Annotated in this window: 25 protein-coding genes and 1 tRNA gene; 23 read left to right on the top strand and 3 right to left on the bottom strand. The window is 39.9% G+C overall.

Translation table 11 applies throughout. The features are described from left to right. Nucleotides 1-26: 26 nt before the first annotated feature. The 9 genes from ACVPPQ_RS01425 (at nt 27) to ACVPPQ_RS01385 (ending at nt 6137) form a co-directional block, all read left to right on the top strand. On the top strand, nt 27-479 hold the full coding sequence (locus ACVPPQ_RS01425) for a LytTR family DNA-binding domain-containing protein (protein ID WP_463495233.1): 453 nt from the start codon (nt 27-29) through the stop codon (nt 477-479). 7 nt (nt 480-486) lie between these two features. Continuing rightward, nucleotides 487-894 carry a DUF3021 domain-containing protein gene (locus ACVPPQ_RS01420; RefSeq protein ID WP_463495231.1) on the top strand — a complete coding sequence of 136 codons (408 nt, stop codon included), beginning with the start codon at nt 487-489 and terminating at the stop codon, nt 892-894. 209 nt (nt 895-1103) lie between these two features. Further along, nucleotides 1104-1442 carry a hypothetical protein gene (locus ACVPPQ_RS01415; RefSeq protein WP_463495229.1) on the top strand — a complete coding sequence of 113 codons (339 nt, stop codon included), beginning with the start codon at nt 1104-1106 and terminating at the stop codon, nt 1440-1442. Between the two features lie 366 nt (nt 1443-1808). Next, nucleotides 1809-2849 (top strand): bifunctional threonine ammonia-lyase/L-serine ammonia-lyase TdcB, encoded by a 1041-nt coding sequence (gene tdcB, locus ACVPPQ_RS01410; RefSeq protein WP_463495227.1) that lies wholly within the window; start codon nt 1809-1811, stop codon nt 2847-2849. A 300-nt stretch (nt 2850-3149) separates the two neighbouring features. Next, nucleotides 3150-3665, top strand: coding sequence for a hypothetical protein (locus tag ACVPPQ_RS01405; protein ID WP_463495225.1), 516 nt, complete (start codon nt 3150-3152; stop codon nt 3663-3665). A gap of 69 nt (nt 3666-3734) precedes the next feature. Further along, nucleotides 3735-4253, top strand: coding sequence for a hypothetical protein (locus ACVPPQ_RS01400; RefSeq protein ID WP_463495223.1), 519 nt, complete (start codon nt 3735-3737; stop codon nt 4251-4253). After that, a complete protein-coding gene (locus tag ACVPPQ_RS01395; RefSeq protein WP_463495221.1) occupies nt 4253-5485 on the top strand; it encodes a lipase family protein in 1233 nt (410 codons plus the stop codon). The genes ACVPPQ_RS01400 and ACVPPQ_RS01395 overlap by 1 nt, the downstream gene beginning before the upstream one ends. After that, entirely contained in the window at nt 5485-5808 is a 324-nt protein-coding gene (locus ACVPPQ_RS01390; protein ID WP_463495219.1) for a hypothetical protein, read from the top strand. Before ACVPPQ_RS01395 ends, ACVPPQ_RS01390 begins: the two co-directional genes overlap by 1 nt. After that, on the top strand, nt 5805-6137 hold the full coding sequence (locus tag ACVPPQ_RS01385; protein WP_463495217.1) for a hypothetical protein: 333 nt from the start codon (nt 5805-5807) through the stop codon (nt 6135-6137). Before ACVPPQ_RS01390 ends, ACVPPQ_RS01385 begins: the two co-directional genes overlap by 4 nt. A gap of 132 nt (nt 6138-6269) precedes the next feature. Here ACVPPQ_RS01385 and ACVPPQ_RS01380 read toward each other — a convergent pair whose 3' ends face one another. Next, nucleotides 6270-6875, bottom strand: coding sequence for a hypothetical protein (locus ACVPPQ_RS01380; protein WP_463495215.1), 606 nt, complete (start codon nt 6873-6875; stop codon nt 6270-6272). 246 nt (nt 6876-7121) lie between these two features. Between ACVPPQ_RS01380 and ACVPPQ_RS01375 the strand changes: the two genes are divergently transcribed. Beyond that, the gene (locus tag ACVPPQ_RS01375; RefSeq protein WP_463495213.1) at nt 7122-7943 is read left to right on the top strand and encodes a hypothetical protein; all 822 of its coding nucleotides are present in this window, start codon (nt 7122-7124) and stop codon (nt 7941-7943) included. 145 nt (nt 7944-8088) lie between these two features. Here ACVPPQ_RS01375 and ACVPPQ_RS01370 read toward each other — a convergent pair. Beyond that, nucleotides 8089-8160, bottom strand: a tRNA-Arg gene (locus ACVPPQ_RS01370). A 298-nt stretch (nt 8161-8458) separates the two neighbouring features. Here ACVPPQ_RS01370 and ACVPPQ_RS01365 point away from each other — a divergent pair. The 10 genes from ACVPPQ_RS01365 (at nt 8459) to ACVPPQ_RS01320 (ending at nt 19195) form a co-directional block, all read left to right on the top strand. Beyond that, the gene (locus ACVPPQ_RS01365; RefSeq protein WP_463495211.1) at nt 8459-9496 is read left to right on the top strand and encodes a sugar-binding transcriptional regulator; all 1038 of its coding nucleotides are present in this window, start codon (nt 8459-8461) and stop codon (nt 9494-9496) included. 37 nt (nt 9497-9533) lie between these two features. After that, nucleotides 9534-10550, top strand: coding sequence for a type I glyceraldehyde-3-phosphate dehydrogenase (gap, locus tag ACVPPQ_RS01360; protein ID WP_025083049.1), 1017 nt, complete (start codon nt 9534-9536; stop codon nt 10548-10550). Nucleotides 10551-10649: 99 nt separating this feature from the next. Continuing rightward, on the top strand, nt 10650-11864 hold the full coding sequence (locus ACVPPQ_RS01355) for a phosphoglycerate kinase (RefSeq protein WP_463495208.1): 1215 nt from the start codon (nt 10650-10652) through the stop codon (nt 11862-11864). A 24-nt stretch (nt 11865-11888) separates the two neighbouring features. Then, entirely contained in the window at nt 11889-12644 is a 756-nt protein-coding gene (gene tpiA, locus ACVPPQ_RS01350) for a triose-phosphate isomerase (protein ID WP_025083051.1), read from the top strand. 115 nt (nt 12645-12759) lie between these two features. Then, nucleotides 12760-14055, top strand: coding sequence for a phosphopyruvate hydratase (eno, locus tag ACVPPQ_RS01345; protein ID WP_025083052.1), 1296 nt, complete (start codon nt 12760-12762; stop codon nt 14053-14055). 117 nt (nt 14056-14172) lie between these two features. After that, entirely contained in the window at nt 14173-14550 is a 378-nt protein-coding gene (locus tag ACVPPQ_RS01340) for a VOC family protein (protein ID WP_463495206.1), read from the top strand. A gap of 159 nt (nt 14551-14709) precedes the next feature. Next, nucleotides 14710-16614 (top strand): BglG family transcription antiterminator, encoded by a 1905-nt coding sequence (locus ACVPPQ_RS01335; protein ID WP_463495204.1) that lies wholly within the window; start codon nt 14710-14712, stop codon nt 16612-16614. Nucleotides 16615-16629: 15 nt separating this feature from the next. Then, entirely contained in the window at nt 16630-17088 is a 459-nt protein-coding gene (locus ACVPPQ_RS01330; protein WP_463495202.1) for a PTS sugar transporter subunit IIA, read from the top strand. A 14-nt stretch (nt 17089-17102) separates the two neighbouring features. Further along, nucleotides 17103-18515, top strand: a complete 1413-nt coding sequence (locus tag ACVPPQ_RS01325; protein WP_463495200.1) for a PTS fructose transporter subunit IIC — start codon at nt 17103-17105, stop codon at nt 18513-18515. 206 nt (nt 18516-18721) lie between these two features. Continuing rightward, nucleotides 18722-19195: an arginine repressor gene (locus ACVPPQ_RS01320; protein WP_463495198.1), complete on the top strand. Its 474-nt coding sequence runs from the start codon at nt 18722-18724 to the stop codon at nt 19193-19195. Nucleotides 19196-19247: 52 nt separating this feature from the next. On the opposite strand, the gene ACVPPQ_RS01315 is transcribed toward ACVPPQ_RS01320, so the two are convergent. Continuing rightward, nucleotides 19248-20147 (bottom strand): RluA family pseudouridine synthase, encoded by a 900-nt coding sequence (locus ACVPPQ_RS01315; protein WP_463495196.1) that lies wholly within the window; start codon nt 20145-20147, stop codon nt 19248-19250. A gap of 152 nt (nt 20148-20299) precedes the next feature. On the opposite strand from ACVPPQ_RS01315, the gene ACVPPQ_RS01310 reads away from it, so the two are divergent. The 3 genes from ACVPPQ_RS01310 (at nt 20300) to ACVPPQ_RS01300 (ending at nt 24314) form a co-directional block, all read left to right on the top strand. Next, entirely contained in the window at nt 20300-22381 is a 2082-nt protein-coding gene (locus ACVPPQ_RS01310) for a PBP1A family penicillin-binding protein (protein ID WP_463495194.1), read from the top strand. A 27-nt stretch (nt 22382-22408) separates the two neighbouring features. After that, nucleotides 22409-22753: a YlbF family regulator gene (locus tag ACVPPQ_RS01305; RefSeq protein ID WP_463495192.1), complete on the top strand. Its 345-nt coding sequence runs from the start codon at nt 22409-22411 to the stop codon at nt 22751-22753. Between the two features lie 367 nt (nt 22754-23120). Beyond that, entirely contained in the window at nt 23121-24314 is a 1194-nt protein-coding gene (locus tag ACVPPQ_RS01300) for a metallophosphoesterase family protein (protein ID WP_463495190.1), read from the top strand.

Raw genomic sequence — 24314 nt, 5'->3', positions numbered from 1 at the left:
TTAATCAAGATTAGGTGGGTGTTAGCATGCAGGTTCGTTTTGAACAAGATAATCAACTAGCGAAAGATGAATTGCAAGTAACACTACGAGCAGCTAGGCTTTCGCCGGAAGTGATAGGCTTATTACAACAATTAGAACAATGGCCACAAACCAGTGCGGTTCTACCCATAAATGTTGAAGATAGAATTGTGATGGTGCCACTTGACGAAATTATTGCAATTGAAATATATGATAGCGAATTGACCATCCATACTGAAAAAACAATCTATCAGCAACGTGGTGTGTTAAAGAAATTATTAACGCGCTTAGAAGGACATGATTTTATTCAGGTCGCTAAAGGCGCAGTCATCAATTTGAACCACTTAAGTTCTTTAGAGGCGGAGTTTTCAGGAAATATGACGGCCCAATTGACGAATCAATTAAAAATTAGTGTGAGCCGTAAATATTTGCCAGCGTTAAAACAAAAATTAGGGATGTGACACTAATATGGGACAACGGATTTTAAAACATGCAGTAATCGGGTTATTGATTGGCTCGTTTGTTTTTTTAGCGGCTTTATTAATGGTTGGTCATCCAGTTCAAGTTTCTGCAACCAATATTATAAGTAATTTTGGACTTAGTCTGCTAATAGGGATACTCTCAATGATTTTTGATAGTGAGCGTCTTAATTTCAGCGTCGCACTTTTTGTTCATTATATTGGCGTATTGCTATTAGTAGGAATGGCAGCAACGTATAATGGAGGGCAACTATTAATACAACATCATCCGGTTCAATTCGTTGGCGAGGTTACGATTATTTATGGCCTTGTTTGGATTGGCTTGCAAGTGATGACAGTGATTGATGCTAAACGAATTAATCAACGTATTAAAGATAGAAAACGAAATACGTTATAAGTATACAAAAGGACCTGTTCCAAAAACGAACCACTTATTCTGAAATAATAGAGTAAATAGAGAATTTTAACCATGCTTAGTCGATTGGGGTCTCTGAGAGCTTTTAGAATATTGCAAATGTGGTTTGTTTTGATTAGAATAGGAGGGAAAAATGAAATCGAACGGTCGTAATAATGATTACGATTCAATTGATTTAAGGAGGAAGTCACATGACTAAACTAGGGGTATTCGTTTATCAAGGATTACCATTCTTAATTGATAATGTCGTTGTTTTTACTCAAAAAGAACAGGATTATGTTAAGATCTTAAACGACCAACTTAAGGCTCAGAATTTAGATTGGGAGATTCGCTTAGATGATTCTGAGGGTGATATTCAGGCCATCGAAAAGTTAAACCCACAAGTATTGATTCTAAAAAATGGCTTACAACGCCGTTTCAATGCTAGCAACTTTGACCAACAGCGGATTTATCAACTGGGTGCATTAGAATTTTCAACAAACGAGACGACTAAGTTAATGACTTATTTAAAACAACAATCAGAGCTTTAAAATGACTAAACAACTTTATTTTAAGTTAGGACTGGCTGGAATTTAAACAGTAAGCATAAAATAACAAATTAAAGACGACAATCGGGTAACAATGATTGTCGTTTTTAGTTGAATTAGATAACAAGTGAAATTCATATGAGAGATTATTAACGGTTAAATGAAAGCGCTATAATAAAAAACTTATTAATTTTGACAAGCCGTCTAAATAGGATTACAGTTATTGTGAAGTTAAATACAAGGAGACGTTGAGTGATGAAAGTGATGCTTAATAATGACTTAAAACGAAGCGAATGGCAATCATCACTCATACTCCAAAAATAACAAAGTAACACCCAATTGATTTTAATTAGGAAGAGGCGGATTGAAATGGCAACTAATGACTTAGTTTCAAAAACAGCAGATATTTGTAATATTCAAGATATTGAAGAGGCTCGTGCAACCATTAAACCTTATGCTCGCGAAACACCATTAATTCAATCAATGTTTTTAAGTCGGAATGTGACTAAAGGCAATGTTTTCTTAAAAATGGAAAATATGCAACTCACAGGGTCTTTTAAATTCAGAGGGGCTAACAATAAGATTAATCATTTAACGGCTGAACAACGCCAACGTGGGATTGTCACCGCTTCAGCGGGCAACCATGCCCAAGGGGTGGCGTTAACGGCTAAGATTTTAGGGATTGATGCGACCGTTATTATGCCCGAAGAAGCACCACTGGCTAAACAACAAGCGACAGCTGGTTACGGGGCTAATGTCGTTTTGCATGGGGCAACTTTTAACGATGCACGACTCTACATGGAACAACTGGCTGAAGAAAAAGGCTTAACAATTGTGCATCCTTACGATGACCGTGAAGTGATGGCGGGTCAAGGGACGATTGGTTTGGAAATCTTGGATAAGATTTGGAATGTTGACACGGTGATTGTGCCCGTTGGTGGTGGTGGTTTAATTTCAGGGATTGCAACCGCTTTGAAATCCTTTAACCCTTCGATTCACATTGTTGGTGTGCAATCTGAAAACGTGCATGGGATGGAAGCTTCTTACGAATTAGGCGAGATTACAAGTCATCATCAAGATTTCACACTAGCAGATGGGACCGACGTGGCGATTCCAGGCAACCTCACATTCCCAGTTGTTCAAAATTTAGTGGATGAATTTGTCCTTGTGACTGAAGATGAAATTGCGACGGCCATGACGGATTTAATGCAACGGGCCAAAATCGTGACCGAAGGCGCTGGTGCCTTACCAACCGCTGCTTTAATCAGTGGCAAAATTGATTCAAAATGGCTTGAAGGTAAAAATATCGTCGCACTTGTTTCTGGCGGTAATGTTGATTTAACGCGTGTTTCTGGCATTATTGATCACCTCTTCAAACCTGCTGATACGAGTAAAGGGGTCGTTGGCTAGTTAAGTAAGCTAATGCGAATCTGATTTATACCGGGTTTTGATTGTTTTTAGAACAGCATGAACGTTGTCATCCAAAAAGCACAACGTGAATTAAATTAATTCAAATGAAATATTAAATAAGTGTGCCCCAAACGAATTCGTTTGGGGTATTTTTATGTATTTTTAGAATAAAAAATTGACGTTTGTGTCAAATTTAGAGACGTTTAAGGACAAAGCGTTAAATAGATAAATTGGCGTGATACAATGCGCTTAACGAATCTGGAAGAATTCATTTAGCTAAATTAATTTAGGAGACTGTTCATGAAAACCAGTATGAAGTTCGCTTTAAGCGGCATAGTATTTGTACTATTACTAGTAGGTGGAGGTGTCTGGTATCATATGGACCAAAATAAAAAAGAGCTAGCTGCAAAAGAAAAGTTGGTTGAAATAATTGCGCCCCAGGTTGATGAATTTTATAAATGGAACTATCTTGGCGTTAAAACAACGAAGGTGACGGCTTTAGAACGTAATCCGGCTGATGGTAGTCCTTATGCCGAAGCGGAACTAACTTTAGAGAATGGAAAAAAGATACCCGTAATGATAGATATGACGAAAACTGCTTTATCTTTTGGAACATTTAGTGAGAGGTCTACTCTAAGGCCAAACTTTAAGGTGGTGGAAGCCGGAAAGGACGAAATAAATCACAATGATTATATACTTCAAATAAATGACATTAAGAAATTGAAAAAAAACGGCTATACTGAAAAAATTGTAGGACAAGAAATCAAGCATTATTTATTTAAGGAGTATCCAGAAAAATTCAAAGGAGTTTCGTGATCAACGATGTTTTCATTAAAAAATGTGGATAGTGGTAACGACTAAATAAAATTACTACTGGAGGTAATAATGAGAATCAGTATGAAGCTCGCTTTAAGTGGCATAATATTTGTACTATTACTAGTAGGTGGAGGTGTCTGGTATCATATGGACCAAAATAAAAAAGAGCTAGCTGCAAAAGAAAAGTTGGTTGAAATAGTTGCACCACAGGTTGATGAATTTTATAAGTGGAACTATCTTGGCGTTAAAACAACGAAGGTGACGGCTTTAGAACGTAATCCGGCTGATGGTAGTCCTTACGCCGAAGCGGAACTCACTTTAGAGAATAAGAAAAAGGTATTAGTGACGGTTGATATTTCTAGTAACCAATTCATATTTGATGGTTTTGGTAAGAATCAGGTCTTACGTCCCGGATTAAAAGTGCCAGAGTCAGGTAAATATGATATAGATCACGAGGCTTACTTATTACAAATAAAAGATATTAAAAAATTAAAAAAAGATGGCTACACTAAAAAAGTTAGCGGACAAGAAATCAAGCATTATTTATTTAAGGAGTATCCAGAAAAATTTAAAGGAGTTCATAAATAGTGAGTATTTCTAGTAAGAAATTATGGATAATTACTAAGTATGTATATAAAACGAAATATTCCGATATTGGCAATTATATTCCGAGTGTAGAAAATTCGGAAATTATCGATTCAACTGCTAAGAGTCAAGTGCATGCTGACTTTGAATCGCACGGGCTTCAAGCGAGTCTAATTCAGATTGATGGTCAATACGTTGTTGCGACTCGCGGCACTACTGATAAGACGGATTTTAAACAGGATGCCAATTTGAACGACCCAGAAGCGTATCAAAAAGCATCTCAGTTTAAGGATTTGGCGTGTTTTCTCACAGAGATGCAAAAGGAACATCCGGATTTTAAACCTAATGAAGCCACTTATACGGGCCATTCATTAGGGGCGGCGTTGGCTAGTTTTGCGGCTGTTCATTATCGGGCAGAGGCTACCGTATTTTCAGCCCCAAGTGCCTATAATATGCTGACACCTGAAGAACGAAGCTTAGTTAAAGCAGGCCGGTTTAATCAAAGTATACATAATATTAAACACGTTGATGATATTGTCCCGGATGTTCCTAAAGGCGTTCCAACAATTGGAAAGCAATCGTATACGCCAGATTTAAAGAGTCCAAAATCAACGGGATCATTTTGGGTGAGTGTTGTGTATCGCCTCACTAATGTTAGTGGGCATATGACCGACTCATTCAATGATGATGCAAATTTTGATCAATCTGGGCAGGCAATACTGTTGGCAGATGGTGTTGGTCAGTCCTTACATCAACAATTTAATCGGAATACGGCGGGCGGGTTATTAAATCAGTTGGCAACAGTTGCGGCCATCGGTGCTCAAACGGTTAATTTTGCGGAGCACACGCTTGATAGTGGTCAAATAGCGATTGAAAAAGGGGCGATTGAGGTGGGGATTGCAACCTTGGAAGAGGCCAAAGCACCCTTGCGAGCCATTAAGAAAATCAATCAAACAATCTATTCGGATATGAAAGTAGATTTTCAACGAATTGCAGAGCAAGCGACTCAATTGCCCTATATTACGGCTAAGGATGTTGAAGACGTTATTCAACGGTATAGGCTTAAACCAAAATATAACGTTGATTTAAAAGCCGTTGAACGGGTGCATCAGTTGATTGATACACAGATCGTAGTCATCAATGGTTTGGAAAAAGCGTTAAAGATGACCGCTAGCCACGTCGAACAACAAGATAGTCAGTGGGTAAAAAAATTCAAAGATTTGGAGAATGTCTAATGTCAGTTAACGATGTGATTAAAGAGGCTGAAGATAGCTTAAAACGACTAGAAGAAGCTAAGCAAACAGCCTTAAAATTAGCAGCTCGGATAATGTTAGAGGCGACTTTACCAGTTGAAATTAAGGCGCAGTATCGTTTAAAAAAACTTGCAAAGCAGTTTAATATAAATGAACAAAAAATAACTGAGAAGGCAACTATTCGATCAGGAAAAATGATGGTTGATATTGGTCTGACGGGTAAGGTTCAAAAAGCAGCGGATACAAAAATGAATCAATTAGAGACGCATACAAATTATCTTGAAGGCGTGGATAGTGTTAAATGACTGATTGGCATAAACAAAGAAGTGAACTTGAAAAGCAAGAAGAAGTGGCCTTAAAACGAATTGATCAGCTGATTCAACAACAAGAACAAGTTGTGATGGATTATCGACAGTCGTTTGATGCTTTATTAGACCAATTTAATGCGATGCATGAAACCCATGACGAAGAGGGGCAAACTGCGTGGCAACGGGGTTATCAACAAGTTGTGGAGGGCTTTGGGATTAATACACGGCAAATGATGCAGCAAATTGTGGATACGCGGTTTGCAAAGAATGAAATTAGAAACAATTATCAACGACAATACGATGAATTGGGAGAAAATAGCCATTAGTTAGATTATTATAGAATTGGTAATAGTCAATTGATCACGGTTAGTCAACTTTAGGTAAATAAAAAATACGATGAGGTTCATCGTATTTTTTATTTCGCGCTATAGGATAGTCATGAATACAAACTTGTGTAGTTAGTCCGTCGTCAACCGCTCTGATTGATTGGCAAAGAAATGTTGCCAAACATAAAAACCAATCGTGACAACGGTATAAGCATCAAACAGTATTAAGAAACTTGTGAGGTTGGTGATGTGGCCAAATAAATGGACGTGCCACCAAATCAAACCAATCGCCACAAAATTGAAACGGTGAATCCAAACCGATACTTGATGGTTAAAGACAAGTTGCAGTTTTTGTTTTAAACGGGCGACAAGTGGCCAGCGATTAAAAACACCTGATAGGAAGAAAACCGCAAACAAGAGTTCAAATACCGATAAATGCCAAGCGATGTTGCCGATATTTTTGACCCATAAATCAACCGTCGCCATCGAAAGTGAGATGATGGCGTGAAAGCAGATTAATAGGGATGCCAAAACACCGAGCATGCCGTGGACAAAATGCATGGCGGGTAACCCAATCCGTCGATCCAGCCATTGCGGTTTTGTTGATAGCAAAACAATACTTAACCACCAAACGTAAGCGATGATGCCAAAATCATAACCTAACAAGGTACGTGTGGGTTCAAGCAAGGTTAGATTGAGCAACAAAACGAGTGGTAGCGGCAGAACTAGTAAAATCATAAACCAAGTGCTATATAAAGCTAGGGGATATTTCCTTAGCATATCAATTTCCTCCATCCGTGATACGGGTAGTATTATACAGATGATTTGAGAAAAGACCTATGTTATATCGGTAAGATTCAAATTAACTTACTATAGTAAGAAGTCGAATACGGATATTCCGACAGTCACATATAAATGTTGACTACTATTTAGTAGGATTATTGATATACTAATGAGGGTTAACTAATTTTGGGGTGGTTTATAATGGTAAAAAAATATTTGAGTCAAAACACAAGAACAAAACATACATATGAATTTTATAAGGAACGACGAGATAATCCACAGTGGCGTGATGATTTTTTGAAAGTTAGATCAAAACGTAGAAAAGAGATGGCTATTAAAGCGATTATCATATGTATAATTATTATTGGAGGAACTTTTTATTTCTTAAAGAAAAGTAAGCTGCAAAGTGATATCAAACTAAAAGAGTCAACTATGAGTAATAGTTTAGTTAATAGTTCATTGAAAACCGCATCTGTTAGCGAAACGAGTCAAGATGATATGACTGTTAATGAAGATAATTCACAAGTGAATTCAAGTAATGAACAACAAGATAATAGTAGCGGTACGGTGAATGTTGAAGAAGTACCTAGTGAAAATAGTAGTTCAGAAAGTACAACTCACTATAGCGGTAATCAATTATTAATTAAAGAATATATTGAAGCTGGCTTTATTGTTTACCCAGCGACATATAACGGGGAAGATGCTGCTAAAGCCATGGATGAGAATAAAGCTCCGCAAAACTTAATCCATGACGGCTATACGGATGGATATATTAAGGATGATTCAACCATGCGTTTGTCGCGTATGGGATCTGCATCCGATGCTAGTTACAATATATCTGACGAAATATTAAGCATACAGATGGGAGCTGCGCGCTACGATTTTAAATATACTGTGGCTAATGGACAGGTTGCTTTTGAGAACAAAATTTCTAAAAGCCCTGATGGCACAGAAATAGCCTTTCAGATAAGGCCGGAAGCTAGTGCAAAAGGAACTGTTGATTCTCAACGTATGCAAAATTAAAATCTCACTGTTAAATTATTATAATAAAGAGACAAGCACATCAGCCTGTAACAACAAGGACTTACTAAATAACTTGTATCAATCATTTGAAACCATAAAAAAGCCGTCGTAGCAAATGCTACAACGGCTTTTCAATGATTATTGATGCGCCACCCGGGAGTCGAACCCGGATCTCAAGAACCGGAATCTTGGGTGCTATCCATTACACTAGCGGCGCAACTGTTTGAAACAAGCGTACTTAACAGTACAATATATTATTTTAGCGGAAGTTTGCCATAATATCAAGCCCAATTTGATAAAAAGCGCGATAAATCAATCTTTAAAAAAATATTCGGAAAGAAAACGTATTCATTAGTTTCAAAGCGTTGCACTTATTTTCCACAGTTGTTATAATGGTTTTGTTCGAAAGGTAAGTTACTAGCTTTAGTAGGTTCCCTTTTTATTTTTTGCCAACCATGGGTCGCTTAATGACATAGATGGACATATTATGTCCCACTAGAAAGTAGGCGTTAGTAATGCGCGATGAGTTATCTGCAATAGAGGCTGTTGCGCCCGATTTCGTTGAAATTATTAAGAAACGCTACCAGGTTTTACAACATATCGATTGGGCAGCACCAGTTGGACGACGAACACTTGCTTTGCAACTACAAATGAGTGAACGCGTTGTCCGGACCGAGACGGATTTTTTGAAGGCACAAGGTTTGCTAAATTCGTCGAAATCAGGTATGGTTTTAACTGTCAAAGGTAGTGAGACTCTGGAACAATTAAGACAGGTTATGGATCAATTCTTAGGCTTACGCCAAACTGAACGTGAGTTAAGTCGGGTGTTAGGAATTGAACATTGTCTAATTGTTTCTGGTAACAGTGATGAACAACCCAAAGTCCTTACCGAAATGGGTAAATTCGTGAATAGTACGTTGCAGTTGTTATTACCACAAGGTCAAAGTGTTGTGGCGGTAATGGGTGGCACGACGATGGCGAAAGCAGCTCAGGAACTTTCTGCTGATTTATCGAAAGAGCGTAATTTGATTTTTGTCCCGGCTCGGGGTGGTATCGGGGAAAGTGTTGATATTCAGGCGAATGCAGTTTGTGCTGAAATGGCCAAACGAACTGGTGGTAAACACCGGGCATTATACGTCCCTGAACAGGTAAGTGAGAAGACTTATGCCCCACTGTTAGAGGAACCAAGCGTTCAAGAAGTACTACAATTAATTGAACGTAGTCGTGGTGTTTTGCACAGTATCGGTGAAGCCGTTACGATGGCGGAACGACGAGACATGTCAGCTGACACCATTGCGATGTTGAAAGAACGTCGGGCGGTTGGTGAAGCATTTGGTTATTTCTTTAACGAGCACGGTGAAGTGGTGTACAAGATTCCGCGAATTGGTTTACAGATTCGGGACTTATTAAAAATTCCGTGTGTCTTAGCGGTTGCTGGGGGTCAATCCAAAGCAATGGCGATTAAGGCATACATGCATCTCGCACCTAAACAGACGTGGTTAATCACGGATGAGGGTGCTGCCAACATGATTTTACAAGGGGCGACCCTTTAAAATAAATTTTTATTTCCTAGAGGAGGAAATCTTTATTATGACTACAAAAGTAGGTATTAATGGTTTCGGACGTATTGGTCGTTTAGCATTACGTCGTATTTATGAATTAAGCAACACTGACTTGGAAGTTGTTGCAATCAATGATTTAACATCACCAGACATGTTAGCTCATTTATTAAAATATGATACAGCTCATGGTCAATTTAACCATGAAGTATCAGCAACAGAAAACAGCTTGGTTATCGACGGCAAAAACATCCCAGTTTATGCTGAAGCAGATGCTAACAATATCTCTTGGGTTAAAAATGACGGCGTAGACTTAGTACTTGAAAGTACTGGTTTCTACACATCAGCAGAAAAAGCACAAGCTCATCTTAATGCTGGTGCTAAAAAAGTTCTTATCTCAGCTCCTGCTGGCCAAATGAAGACAGTTGTTTATGGTGTTAATGATGACACTATCACAGCTGAAGATAACATCATTTCTGCAGCATCATGTACTACTAACTGTTTAGCACCTTTAGCTAAAGCTGTTAATGATGCTTTCGGCATCAAAGCTGGTACTATGACAACAGTTCATGCTTATACTGCTACTCAAAAATTACAAGATGGTCCTGATCGTGGTGGAAACGTACGTGCTGCACGCGCTGCTGCTGCTAACATCATCCCTCATTCAACTGGTGCTGCTAAAGCTCTTGGCTTAGTTGTTCCTGCTTTGAAGGGTAAATTAGATGGCCATGCACAACGTGTACCAGTTATCACTGGTTCATTAACAGAATTAGTTGTAACATTAGAAAAGAATGTTACTGCTGACGAACTTAACGCTGCCGTTAAGAAAGTTACAGAAGGTAACGCATCATTTGGTTACAACGCTGACGAAATCGTTTCTTCAGATATCATCGGTACTGAATTTGGTTCAGTATTTGATCCTACACAAACACAAGTTGTTGGTGAAGGTTCAGGACAAGTTGTTAAAGCTGTTGCTTGGTATGACAACGAATCAGGTTTTACTGCTCAAATGATCCGTACATTAGAAAAATTTGCTAAATTAATCTAATTCACTTTTAGTGAACACTGATTACTATCGCAATTAATAAGGCGGGAGGGGGTAAACTCCTCCTGCCTTTTTTTATGAAAATTTAGGAGGTCTTGTTCAATGGCTAAACAAACAATCGAAGACTTAAAAGATGTTCAAGGTAAAAAAGTATTAATGCGTGTTGACTTTAATGTCCCTATTAAAGGTGGCGTTATTGGCGACGATAACCGGATTGCTGCTGCTTTACCAACAATTCAATATTTAAACGAAAAAGGTGGCAAGTTAATCTTACTATCACATTTAGGTCGTATTAAGAGCGATGCTGATAAGAAAGAATTAACACTTGCACCAGTTGCTAAACGTTTAGGTGAATTATTAAACAAAGACGTTAAATTCGTTGCTTCAAACGAAGGCGCAGAACTAGAAACTGCTATCAACGCTATGGTTGACGGCGATATCTTAGTAATGGAAAACACTCGTTTCCAAGACATCGATAACGACTTTGGCAAACGCGAAAGTAAAAACGATCCTAAGTTGGGCGAATACTGGGCTTCATTAGGCGACATGTTCGTCAACGATGCTTTTGGGACTGCTCATCGTGCCCATGCTTCAAACGTTGGGATTGCTGAAGCAATGAAAGCAAACAACAAACCTGCTGTTGCTGGTTACTTATTAGAAAAAGAAATCAAATTCTTGGGCGAAGCTGTTGATACACCAAAACGTCCTTTTGTTGCTATCTTAGGTGGCGCAAAGGTTTCTGATAAGATCGGCGTTATCGAACATTTATTAGCAAAAGCTGATAAAGTAATCGTTGGTGGTGGGATGACTTATACATTCTACGCTGCTAAAGGTTTATCAATCGGTAACTCATTAGTTGAAGCTGATAAAGTTGAATTAGCTAAAGAATTAATCGAAAAAGCTGGCGACAAATTAGTATTGCCTGTTGACAACATTGTTGCTGACAAGTTTGCTAACGACGCTAAGACAGAAACTGTTGAAGGTAACATTCCTGATGGCTACATGGCATTAGATATCGGACCTAAAGCAATTGCTGACTTTAAAGATGTTCTTAAAGATGCTAAGACAGTCGTTTGGAACGGCCCAATGGGTGTGTTCGAAATGGAAAAATTTGCTAATGGGACATTGGCAATTGGCGAATTCTTAGGTAACTTATCAGGCGCGACAACCATCGTTGGTGGTGGCGATTCAACTGCAGCCGTTAAGAAATTAGGCGTTGGCGACAAGCTAACACATATTTCTACCGGTGGTGGCGCATCACTTGAATACCTAGAAGGTAAGACATTACCTGGTATCGCTGCTATTTCAGACAAATAATTCATCATTAAAGGAGATTTTCTCATGCGTAAACCAATCATTGCTGGTAACTGGAAAATGAACATGAACCCTACTCAAACAACTGAGTTCGTTAATGCTATCAAAGCCAACTTACCTAAAATTGCTCAAACTGAATCAGTAATCGGTGCACCTGCCGTTGACCTACCTGCTTTATTAGCAGCTGCAAAGGGAACTGACTTGAAAGTTGCTGCAGAAAATTGTTACTTTGAAGACAACGGTGCCTTCACTGGTGAAACGTCACCAAAGACACTTGCTGAAATGGGTGTTGATTACGTTATTATCGGCCATTCAGAACGTCGCGAATATTTCCACGAAACTGATGAAGATATTAACAAAAAAGCACACGCTATCTTCAATAATGGTTTAACACCAATTTTCTGTTGTGGCGAAACTTTAGAAACTCGCGAAGCTGGCAAAGCTGAAGCATGGGTTTCTAACCAAGTTACTGAAGGTCTTAAAGGCCTTTCAGCTGACCAAGTTAGCTCAATGGTTATTGCTTACGAACCAATCTGGGCAATCGGTACTGGTAAAACTGCTTCTGCTGATCAAGCACAAGAAATCTGTGCTGTTGTTCGTCAAACAGTTGCTAAGTTATACGACCAAACAGTTGCTGACAAAGTTCGTATCCAATACGGTGGTTCAGTTAAACCTGCTAACGTTAAAGAAATCATGGGTAAAGATGATATCGATGGTGGCTTAGTTGGCGGCGCAAGTATGGACCCAGCTTCATTCTTAGAATTAGTTCATTTTAACGACTAATTTTTAGCGAATTCTTATTTACGAATGGCTAAAAATTGGCTAAAATAGAGATGTGGGCTTTGTCCGACATCAAACAAGCGCTAATCAGACGATTAGCCAAAAAGGAGAAAATTACATGTCAATTATTACTGATATTTTAGGCCGCGAAGTTTTAGATTCACGTGGCAATCCTACTGTCGAAGTTGAAGTTTACACTGAAGAAGGCGGCTTTGGTCGCGCAATCGTTCCTTCAGGTGCTTCAACTGGTGAACATGAAGCCGTTGAATTACGTGATGGCGACAAATCTCGTTTTGGTGGCAAAGGTGTTTTAAAAGCCGTTGCTAACGTTAACGACATTCTTGCTAAAGAAATCATGGGCTTTGATGTTACAGACCAACGCGGTATCGATCAAACAATGATCGAATTAGATGGTACTGAAAACAAAGGCAAATTAGGCGCTAACGCAATCTTAGGTATTTCACTTGCTGTTGCTCGTGCTGCTGCTGATGAATTAGGTTTACCATTGTACGAATATTTAGGTGGACCAAATGCCCACGTTTTACCAACGCCTATGATGAACGTTATCAATGGTGGTGCTCATTCAGACAACAAAGTGGATTTCCAAGAATTCATGATCATGCCTGTTGGTGCTAAATCTGTACGCGAAGCTATCCGTATGGGTTCAGAAACTTTCCAAGCATTGAAGAGCCTATTATCTGCTGACGGTAAAGTTACTTCAGTTGGTGATGAAGGTGGTTTTGCACCTGATTTCGCTAACAACGAAGAACCTTTACAATACTTGATCAAAGCTATCGAAAAAGCTGGTTACAAACCTGGCGAAGATATCTCAATCGCTATCGATGTTGCTTCTTCAGAATTATGGAACAACGAAGATAAGACTTACAAATTACGTTGGTCAACTGGTGAAGAATTCACAACTGCTGAATTCGTTAAATACCTTGAAGGCTTAGTTGCTAAATACCCAATCATTTCAATCGAAGATCCTATCGATGAAAACAACTGGGAAGACTGGGCATCAATCACTAAAGTACTTGGCGAAAAAGTACAACTTGTTGGTGATGACTTCTTCGTTACAAACACTGATTACTTACGTAAGGGTATCAAGATGGGCGCTGCTAACTCAATCCTTGTTAAAGTTAACCAAATCGGTACTTTAACAGAATCATTAGAAGCAATCGAAATGGCTAAAGAAGCTGGCTACACAGCTGTCGTTTCTCATCGTTCAGGTGAAACTGAAGATACAACAATCGCTGACTTAGTTGTTGCTACAAACGCTGGCCAAATCAAGACTGGTTCAATGAGCCGTACTGATCGTTTAGCTAAATACAACCAATTAATGCGTATTGAAGAACAATTAGGCGATACTGCTGAATACAAAGGTATCAAATCATTCTACAACATCAAAAAATAATTGATTTTTTGAAAGGCTGGTCATTTGACCAGTCTTTTTTTGTGGCGTTGATTTCATTTGTAATCGCTACCGAAAATTGGCATAATGAGTTTAGATTAATTAGAGGAGCGAATCATTATGCAAATTGAACATGTCGGTTTATGGGTTCATGATTTAGAAGCGATGAAACAATTTTATCAAGCCGTATTTCAAGCTCAAGCGGGTGAGTTGTACGAAAATCAGACAAAAGGGTTTCAATCCTACTTCTTAACGTTTGAGAAGGGCGCCCGGTTAGAAATCATGCATCAAGTGAGTGAATTAACTGATTTAGCAGTTAGCGGTCAATATGCACACTTGGCGTTATCGGTTGGGAGTCGGGAATCCGTTGATCACCTGGTAGCACAATTCCAGACACAAGGATTACCGCTATTGAATGGGCCACGAGTAACTGGCGACGGCTACTATGAGGCGGTTGTTGAAGATCCAGAGCATAATCGGATTGAACTAACAGTCTAAGTATCAATTGGAACGACTATTCGCATAGAATAGCCGTTTTTTAGATAGTCAATATAAATTGCAAGATTAATCTGGCAAAAAGTTGAATTTGCAAGCGGATACAAAAAGACTAAACTAAATTTAACGTAAAGGGGTCGAAACAAGGAGTTGCTAGAAGGTATGAACAAACGCAAGCAAGCTATTATTCGATATATATTAGCAGAACACAAAACCCATTATATTGACATTGCTGCTCATCTGCAGTTGTCAGAACGTACGATTGCGACTTATCTTGATCAGATTGACCAAGATATCGCTGGCAGTGATGTGCAACTGATACGTAAACCCAATGACGGTATTTATTTCATTGGAAACACGGATCGGTTGTTAGAAAGAAATGAATCATCGGAAACTGAGGTGCCACAAACTAAAGAAGAACGTTGTCACTATCTCTTAGCAAAGCTATTACTCGGTTTTGAATCGGTGACTGTCCAATCGCTAGCTGAGACCCTTTACGTCAGTCGAAGTACGATTGAAAATGATTTAAAGCAAGTTAAGCAGTATTTACAACGTTTTGATTTAGGCATTGGTGTGACGCACGCGGGGTTAAAATTGATGGGGACGGAGGTTAATCGGCGTCAAGCGACGACAGAATTAATCAGTCAGTACTGGGGCAAACGAACGCAAGCGCAGGAACTGGATGGTCAGTTAATTCAGAATAGTCAATTACCCGAAAAGTTGAACCATCTATTTGATTCACAAGTCATCGAATCGGTTTTGGCTGCGCTAAGTGAATTGTTAGAGAAAACGCAATTGGTGTTAACCGATTATGAGTTTCAATCCTTAGCTATTCACCTGATGATTACATTTGAACGGTTATTTAAAGGGCAACTGGTTGTCAATCAACCCACCGTTGCAGCACCAATAGTCCCTGAAACGACTATTTTAGTTACTATACTAGAACGTCGTTTCAATCGGACATTGCCGTTAGTGGAACAAGCCAATCTGAATTTACATTTAGTGGCGATCAAGTCACGAAATTTAAATCCACAATTATTAGTGGCCACCGAACAAGAGACAGTTGGGTTACCACAATTCCTGCGACAACAATTGGTGCAATTGCAGGTCGATGATGAACTGATTCACGGTCTCGTATTGCATTTGAATTCCGCATTAAGACGGTTGAAAGTTGGCTTAAGTATTCGCAATGCGTATACTGAAGAAATTCGTTTGAATTTTCCGCAAGCTTTTGACCAAGCGGTGTTATTAAGACCAGCCATTCAGCAACACTATCAGGTGCAGTTGAATGATGATGAATTGGCCTTTATGACCTTACATTTTGAAGCATTCTTCGAACGGCATGCGGTCGATCAACGCTTGAGCGTCGTTGTGGTCTGCAGTAGTGGTATCGGGACCTCACAACTATTGGGTCAACGGTTAGAGAAACGATTTGCTCAAGAATTAAGAATCACCCGGATTATCGCGTTAGGGGAATTAATGGCGACCCCAATTAGCGAAGATTTAGTAATTAGTACGATTGCGATTAAGGGGCTCTCAGTCCCAATAATCGAGGTCAGTCCGCTGTTGAATAAACATGATGTCAGCTTAATTCAGCAACGGCTCAAAGGAAAGGCAACGGCGAATAATGAATTAACGCAATTATTACAACCAGCGCATATCTTAATTAGTGATGAACTGGGTGATTATCAAACGGCGATTACTCAATTAGGCCAATTATTAGTGCAATCACACAACGTTGTACCAGCAATGATTGAAGCGGCAATTGCGCGCGAATCATTAGATAGTACTGCTTTAGGGCCAGTTGCGATTCCCCATGCGAGTCCTGATTTGGTGACGACACCAGGAATCGCCCTATTGATTGCTAAAAACGGATTAAAGTGGAAGAATCATGAGACGGTTCAACTGGTCTTCTTAATGGGTTTAAATGAAAGCGTTCAACCAAAAATGCGCGCGATTTACGGGATATTAAATCAATTAATTGATGATCCACGGTTGATTAAAGCGATTAGTCAAGCGACAGATGTTACAACGGTATTAGCACTTATTAATCAAATTTCAGAATAAGGATGGCATAAAATAATGCAAGAATTTGATGTTCAAAATATTTTTACAGATGAAGTCGTGACTGGTGATAAAATAGTTGCTTTAAATCAGATGGCCCAACTACTAGCGACACAAAACGGTTTAGATACAGCGGATTTAGCGGCTGGCTTTCAAGCACGGGAAGCTGAAAGTACGACTGGTTTTGGGAATGGTGTGGCCATTCCGCACGCCAAAATAGCGGGTCTTAGTCAACCAGTTGTCGGTTTAGTCACTTTTAAAGAAGCGGTTGATTGGGATTCATTAGATGAACAACCGGTCAATATTGCGATTGCGTTAATTATGCCACTCGATGATCCGAATAAAACCCATTTGAAAGTATTATCTAAATTTGCGCGTAAATTAATGGACGATGCCTTTATTGATGGGTTACAAGATAGTCGACATGATGCACAAGCGTTGTACACACTGATTAATAATACAATCGATTTTAATTAGAAGGAGTGAGTGAAATGAAGAAATTTGTCGGGATTACGAAATGTCCAGTCGGCATTGCCCATACCTATATGGCGGCTGAAAAATTACAAAAAGCGGGGGAAGCACAGGGGTACGAAGTTAAAATTGAAACTCAAGGTGCTTCAGGGGTTGAAGATGAATTAAACGCACAAGATGTTGCCGATGCTGATTTCGTGATCATCGCAGCCGATGTAGCGGTTGATGGCGAAGAACGCTTTAATGGTAAAAAAGTATTGTACGCTAAAACAGCGGATGCCATTAAAGATTCAGAGACGTTAATTGCTCAAGCTTTGGTTGCCGGGGTTCACGGTCAAAAAGGTGCTGCGGCAACTCAGGTTGAAGGTGAAGAAAGTCACGAACAAAGTCCGATTATTAAACAATTATTAAACGGGGTGTCACACATGATTCCGTTCGTTGTCGTTGGCGGGTTATTCATCGCTTTATCGATCGCAATCGGTGGTCATCCAACCAAAGCCGGAATGGTGATTCCCCCCAATACGATTTGGAGTAGTATGAATCAAATTGGGAGTATTGGTTTCACGTTAATGATTCCAATCTTGGCGGGTTACATTGCTTACGCGATTTCAGGACGTGCTGCTTTAGCACCTGCTATGATTGGTGCGATGGTTGCAAATAACACTGATATTTTAGGCACGAAAGCTGGGACCGGTTTCATTGGCGCGATTATCGTCGGGTTTGCGGCTGGTTATTTAGTTAAATGGTTTAATTCTTGGCCCGTTCCTAAAGATTTACGGCCAGTCATGCCAATTTTTGTGATTCCGCTATTAGGGGTCGGCATTATCTCAGCGGTCTTGATTTTAGTATTAGGTGCACCGATTTCATGGTTAATGACGGCCTTACAAGATATGTTAACGGCGCTATCGAAGAATCCGGAAACAAGTATTGTCTTAGGGTTAGTGATTGGTGCGATGGTCGCCATCGATATGGGCGGTCCAGTGAATAAGGTTGCATTCTTATTCGGGGTTGCTTCGATTACAGCTGGTCATCCACAAATCATGGGCGCTGTTGCCTGTGCCGTAGCCGTACCACCATTGGCCTTAGGTGTTGCGACCTTTGTTCGTCGGGATTTATACACCGAAGAAGAAAAATCAGCCGGGATTCCAGCGATTTTAATGGGCTTAATCGGGATAACTGAAGGGGCAATTCCGTTTGCCACTGCCAATCCAAAACAAGTTTTCCCAAGTATCATCGCAGGTTCGGCTGTTGCGAGTGCGGTTGGTATGATTTTCAAAATTACCGATGCTGTCCCTCATGGTGGCCCAATTGTCGGTGTTTTAGGGGCAACGAATAATATTTGGTTATTCTTTATCTCAATTCTATCTGGTGTTGCAGTAGCAGTAGCGCTGTTAACAATCTTTAAAGTTCGTAAAGCACGTAAAACAGCTTAAAGTGGTTTAAAATAGGGATGACTTCTTAAACGAGGTCGTCGCTATTTTTTTATAGGTGAATGATTGAAATTCAGTAAAACTGAAATTTAAGGGTAATTCTGGTATAATTATCCTTGTTCATTAATATACAATTCTCAAATAGTCATTAATGATGCCGTAAAACTGGTATAATCAAGGTAATTAATTAAAGATGTGAGGTGGCAATCGTGAAGAAAGCGGACCGTCAAATACGAATTGAACAGATTATTAATCAACAGGTGATTGCAACACAAGAAGAGCTATTAGAGACTTTAAAAAAAGAGAATATTGAAGCGACTCAGGCCACTATTTCACGAGATATTCGTGAAATGCAAATCGTTAAGGCCCGTGATGTGAATGGTGAACTGCGTTATACCGTTTTTCACGCGGATGAACGGACGCAGGTCCAAAAATTAAAAGATAAATTACGCGAAGTGGCGTTATCAGTGACACAAGTTCAGATGATGAATGTCATTAAAACATTGCCTAGTAATGGCAATTTATTAGCCGTTTTGATTGACGAAATTAATTATCAAGAAGTTGTTGGCACATTGGCGGGCCATGATACAATCGTTGTGATTAGTCCGGATGAAGCCAGTGCGACGAGATTGAACCAACAGTTATCAGAAAATTTAGCAACACGTGTTAATATTAATTTGTAAGTAGTCAGATAGAAATCAATAAAAAAACCAGACGAGTAATCGTCTGGTTTTTTTATTGGGTTTGATTAAGATACGGATCAAATGCGGTTGGTAATGGGGCAATGACGGTTCGCTGATGGTCCGTGAAGGGTTCGGTATAGCGTAACGTCTGACCGTGTAATAATAGCCGGCTCGTGGTATCTGACGGGTTGTAGAGTGGATCACCGAGAATCGGGTGATCAATCCCCGCTAGATGAACGCGAATTTGGTGTGTTCGACCGGTTTCGAGATTAACCGCCAAAGTGGCCGTGTCATTCTGCCGGGTTAATAACTGGTAATGGGTGATGGCGGATAGGCCGTTGATGTAATCGGCCTGCCGTTTTCGTTGATTATCGGGATCAATCCCGATGGGGAAGTTGATGGTGTCGTGGTCGAGTAATAATTGTTGGGGATCATTGACGACAGCGATGTATTGGCGCGCCATTGTTTTTTGACTCAATTGTCGGTTTAAAATACCAATTACGATTGGCGTTTTACCAATCATGACGGCCCCGCTGGTCGCTAAATCAATGCGGTGAACCATGTAGGCGTGTTTACCTTGTGCGGCTAAGTATGTAGCAACTTGATTCATGAGCGTCCCGTTTTCGTGTGGTCGATTCGGATGGGTTTTAATACCGGCTGGTTTATTGACGACTAATAGGTCGTCATCTTCGTAAAGAACGGTAAATAGTTGGGCTTGATCTAAATCATAGTCTTGAGTCTTGACTGAAACATCAGAGAAAGTCATGTCAATCTGGTCGCCGGGTTCAACAAAGCGGTTGAAGGCGCGATATTGACCATTGACTAAGATATTGTGATCGACGCGTAAGAAATGTTGCATTTTTTGGGGAATCAGCCAATGATTCAGTAAGCCGCGGACTGACATCGGGCTAAAGTCTGTTTCTAAAGTTACTTTTTTTTGATAAATTGTCATTGGGGAAACCACCTTTAAGCTTCCAGTTTAGCGAATTTAGCGATGAATGTAAATTTTAAAAGATTATAAATGTTAACGGTAGCTACTAGTTGTGATTCAGGAATATGCTACAATTAATAACATCAAGCGAATTTGATCAGAAGAGGGATTGTATGAATAAGCAAGCAGCACCGATAAAATCGGCGGTTAAACGTTTTTTTAAACGCGTATGGCGCATGATTAAGTTTGTCTGGTATCGTCTACAACTGACCCGCTGGTTAATTCTGGGGGTTTTACTACTAATCTTTGCGATGAGTAGTTTTCTAACTTTTAAAGCTAAAACGGCCAATGTCGGTGACATTAAAGCGAATTTACAATCACCAACGGTTGTGTATGATATTAAAGATAGTCGGGCGGGCTCCTTGTATTCGCAAAAAGGGACCTATGTTGAGTTAGACCAGATTTCAACGCCGATTCAAGATGCGGTGATTTCGACGGAAGATCGAACCTTCTACAGTAATCTTGGCTTTAGTATCAAGGGCATGGCCCGGGCCGCGGTCAACTTGGTGATTCATCACGGGGAGATTTCCGGTGGTGGGAGTACGTTGACCCAGCAATTAGCCAAGAATGCGAAATTAAGTCAGAAGCAAACTTTTTCACGGAAGTTCGAAGAATTATTTTTAGCGATTCAAATTACGAAAACGTACACTAAAAAAGATATTTTAACCATGTATTTGAACAATGCCTATTTCGGCAATGGGGTGTGGGGTGTCCAAGACGCCTCTAAACGCTACTTTGGTAAGAACGCCAGTGAATTAGACGCTAGCGAAGGGGCCGTGATTGCGGCGATGTTGCGGAGTCCTAGTTACTATAATCCGGCGGACCATTTGGATAATGCGACTTCGCGCCGTAATCTGATTTTAGGTCTGATGGTGGATAATAATAAATTAACCCAGACCCAAGCAGACGCTGCTAAGAAAGAAACCTTAGTGGTTAAAAATACTTATGAGCAATCAGATAGTTATAAATATCCCTATTATTTTGACGAGGTTGTTAATGAAGCGGTCAACCGTTTTGGGATTAAAGAAGAAGATTTAGTTAAAAATGGTTATAAGATTTATACGGCGTTAGATCAGACGCAACAAAGTAAAATGGAAACGACTTTTGAACAAAGTTATCTGTTCCCAGCTAACGCTACCGATGGGACCGTTGTTCAAGGAAGTTCGATTGCGATTAATCCGAAGACCGGTGGGGTGTCCGCCGTCGTTGGTGGTCGGGGTGATTACACGATTCGTGGTTACAGTCGCATCACGCAGATGAAACGTCAACCGGGATCAACGATTAAACCGTTGGCGGTCTATACGCCGGCGATCGAAGATGGTTACCATTACGATTCATCCTTAGAAGATAAGAAGCAGAGTTACGGGACGAATAAATATACACCGACTAATCCGGACAATGTTTACAGCGGTTCAATTCCGATGTACCAAGCGATTGCCAATAGTACCAATGCACCGGCGGTTTGGTTGTTAAATCAAATCGGGTTGAAACGTGGGATTAAATCAGTTGAAAAATTTGGGATTTCGGTACCGAAAAGTGATCAAAACTTAGCGATGGCTCTAGGTGGCTGGGAAGGTGGGGTTTCACCTTACCAAATGGCCAGTGCCTACACGGCGTTTGCCAATGATGGCGAACTATCTGAGACCCATTTTATTCGCAAGATTGTTGATGCCAGTGGTGCAGTGGTTGTTGATAATACGGACAATTCGAAAACTCGAATTATGACCAAAAAGACGGCCAAAGAAATGACGAGTATGATGCTCGGTGTTTACAACAACGGGACGGGGAAATACGCGAAACCGGACGGCTATCAAGTCGCTGGTAAATCCGGGAGTACTGAAGTCCCCGCTAGTTACGGTTTTGGGACTAAGGATCAATGGTTGATCGGTTATACACCGGATATCGTTGTGGCGACTTGGATGGGTTATGATAAAACCGATCAAAGTCATTTTATGACCAACACCAGTATCGACGGTTTAGCACCGATTTTTAAATACGAAATGCAGGCTTTATTACCGACGACTGCTCAAACCAGTTTTGATACAGAGGATGCGCAAACCCTTGCTAAGAAAGAATCGACCAAAGATTCGAATCAATTAGTTGATTCGATTCAATCTGGATTTAAAAATGGGGTAAATAAAGCGAAAGATACGGCTAATCAATGGTATAATACCGTGAAAGGGTTTTTTAATTAAATAAAGTAGCTAAAGGAGTCAGTTCAAATGACAATTAATATTCATGATGATGCCAACCAAATGGCAGTCCATTTACAAGAATTACCCCAATTTTTAGGGTTACAAAATGCTTTTGCAAGTTTGAAAAAAGATGAGATTGCTTTTGCAATGTTCAAAAAATTTCAAACACAACAAATGACATTACAACAAAAACAAATGCAAGGTCAAGATTTAACGGATGACGAAATCAAAGAAATCCAAGAACTTGCTCAAAAAATTGGTGACATCGATGCCATCAAACAATTAATGGAACAAGAACGTCAATTAAGCCAATTAATGGACGAATTAAACCAAATCATCTCAAAACCAATCGCAGATATCTATCAAGGATAGAGTGCTGTGAGTTGCGGTAGCAACTGAGCATTAACAGAAAAGTACCAGTTATCTTTGATTTTTAAGATAATTGGTACTTTTAGGTTAAGCGGAAGTTGTTGCAACTCAAAAGCACGTTTAAAATAACCTAAGACTAGTTCCGCTAAAAGTAGGGTTAAGATCGTGCATACTCTAGCATGCCTTTCCTCGCAATTGCTCCTGTGCACTCATCAAAAAATCCGCCCGTCACCCAATCTAGGTTATGGACGGATTTTTTTGATGATATCATTAAGAACGCTTGTTCGATGATGCTTTCTAAAGACCTATTGCAATGGTATAATGAGCCTATTAATAAAATCGATTTCTAAGAATTGAGGCGTTATTCAAAATGAAATTTATCCATGCTGCAGATGCCCATATCGATAGTCCGTTTATGGGGCTCAAACAAGCGCCAGCGACTTTGTGGGAAACCATTCATCAATCAACCTTTACGGCTTTTAAAACACTGATTCAAACCGCAATTGATGAACAGGTTGATTTTGTACTGTTGGTCGGTGATTCATTTGATCAAGAAGCGCAGAGCTTACCAGTTCAACGATTTCTACAACAACAATTTGAACGCTTAGCGGCCGTCGAGATTCCGGTTTATTTAAGTTATGGGAATCACGATTATTGGGATGAACAACAGGTTCATTTTGAATTTCCGTCAAATGTGCACGTTTTTAAAACGACTGTCGAAACGATGACGTTAACGACTAAGACCCAAGAAACGGTGACGATTGTTGGTTTTAGTTACGGACAACGTTGGTTAACGACCAATCAAGTCGATCAATTTCCACCACGTGCCGCCACTGATTATATGATTGGAACGATTCACGGTAGCCAACAAGCCAATCCTGATGAGGATCATTATGCACCGTTTACGTTAAGTCAGTTGAACCAATTGCAATACGATTATTGGGCGTTGGGGCATATTCACAAACGCCAAATTCTACAAGAACGGCCATACGTTGTTTATCCGGGTAATTTACAGGGACGCCACAAAAATGAACCCGGTCAAAAAGGGTTTTACGTGGTGAACGCGGATGCGGGTCAATTCAAGTTAGATTTCCGGCCAACGACCGTGATTGAATGGCAACGACAACAATTTGAGATTCAACCCGAAATGTCATTGAATCAATTACAAACCCAAATTAGTGCGCAATTACAGCAAAGTGAGCAAGCCAGTTTAGTCAGTTTGGAATTAACGCACGCTCAGAATTTATCGGCCGACTTATTGCAACGGATTAATCACGATGAATTGTTGCTGATTCTACAAGAACAATTGACCAACAGTCAACCGCTGCATTGGCCGTACGTGTTAACCTTAAAATTTAATCAACAACAACAGTTTAGCCAAATCGATCAAACGTATTGGCAAGCTGCCGCCGCTGAAATTTTCACGCCAGAGTATATTCGGGATAAAGCGCAACCGCTGATGAAAGAAGGCTTTATTAGAGATGCTGTGACGGATGAGCAATATCAAGCCGATTTAAAAGCCTTGGTTGAGACGATTCTACAAGAAAAGAAGTTGGGGGAATAA

The organism is Latilactobacillus parafuchuensis, from assembly GCF_055271665.1.
Note: the sequence above shows the minus strand (reverse complement) of the source record. Positions and strands in the feature narration are given on the sequence as shown.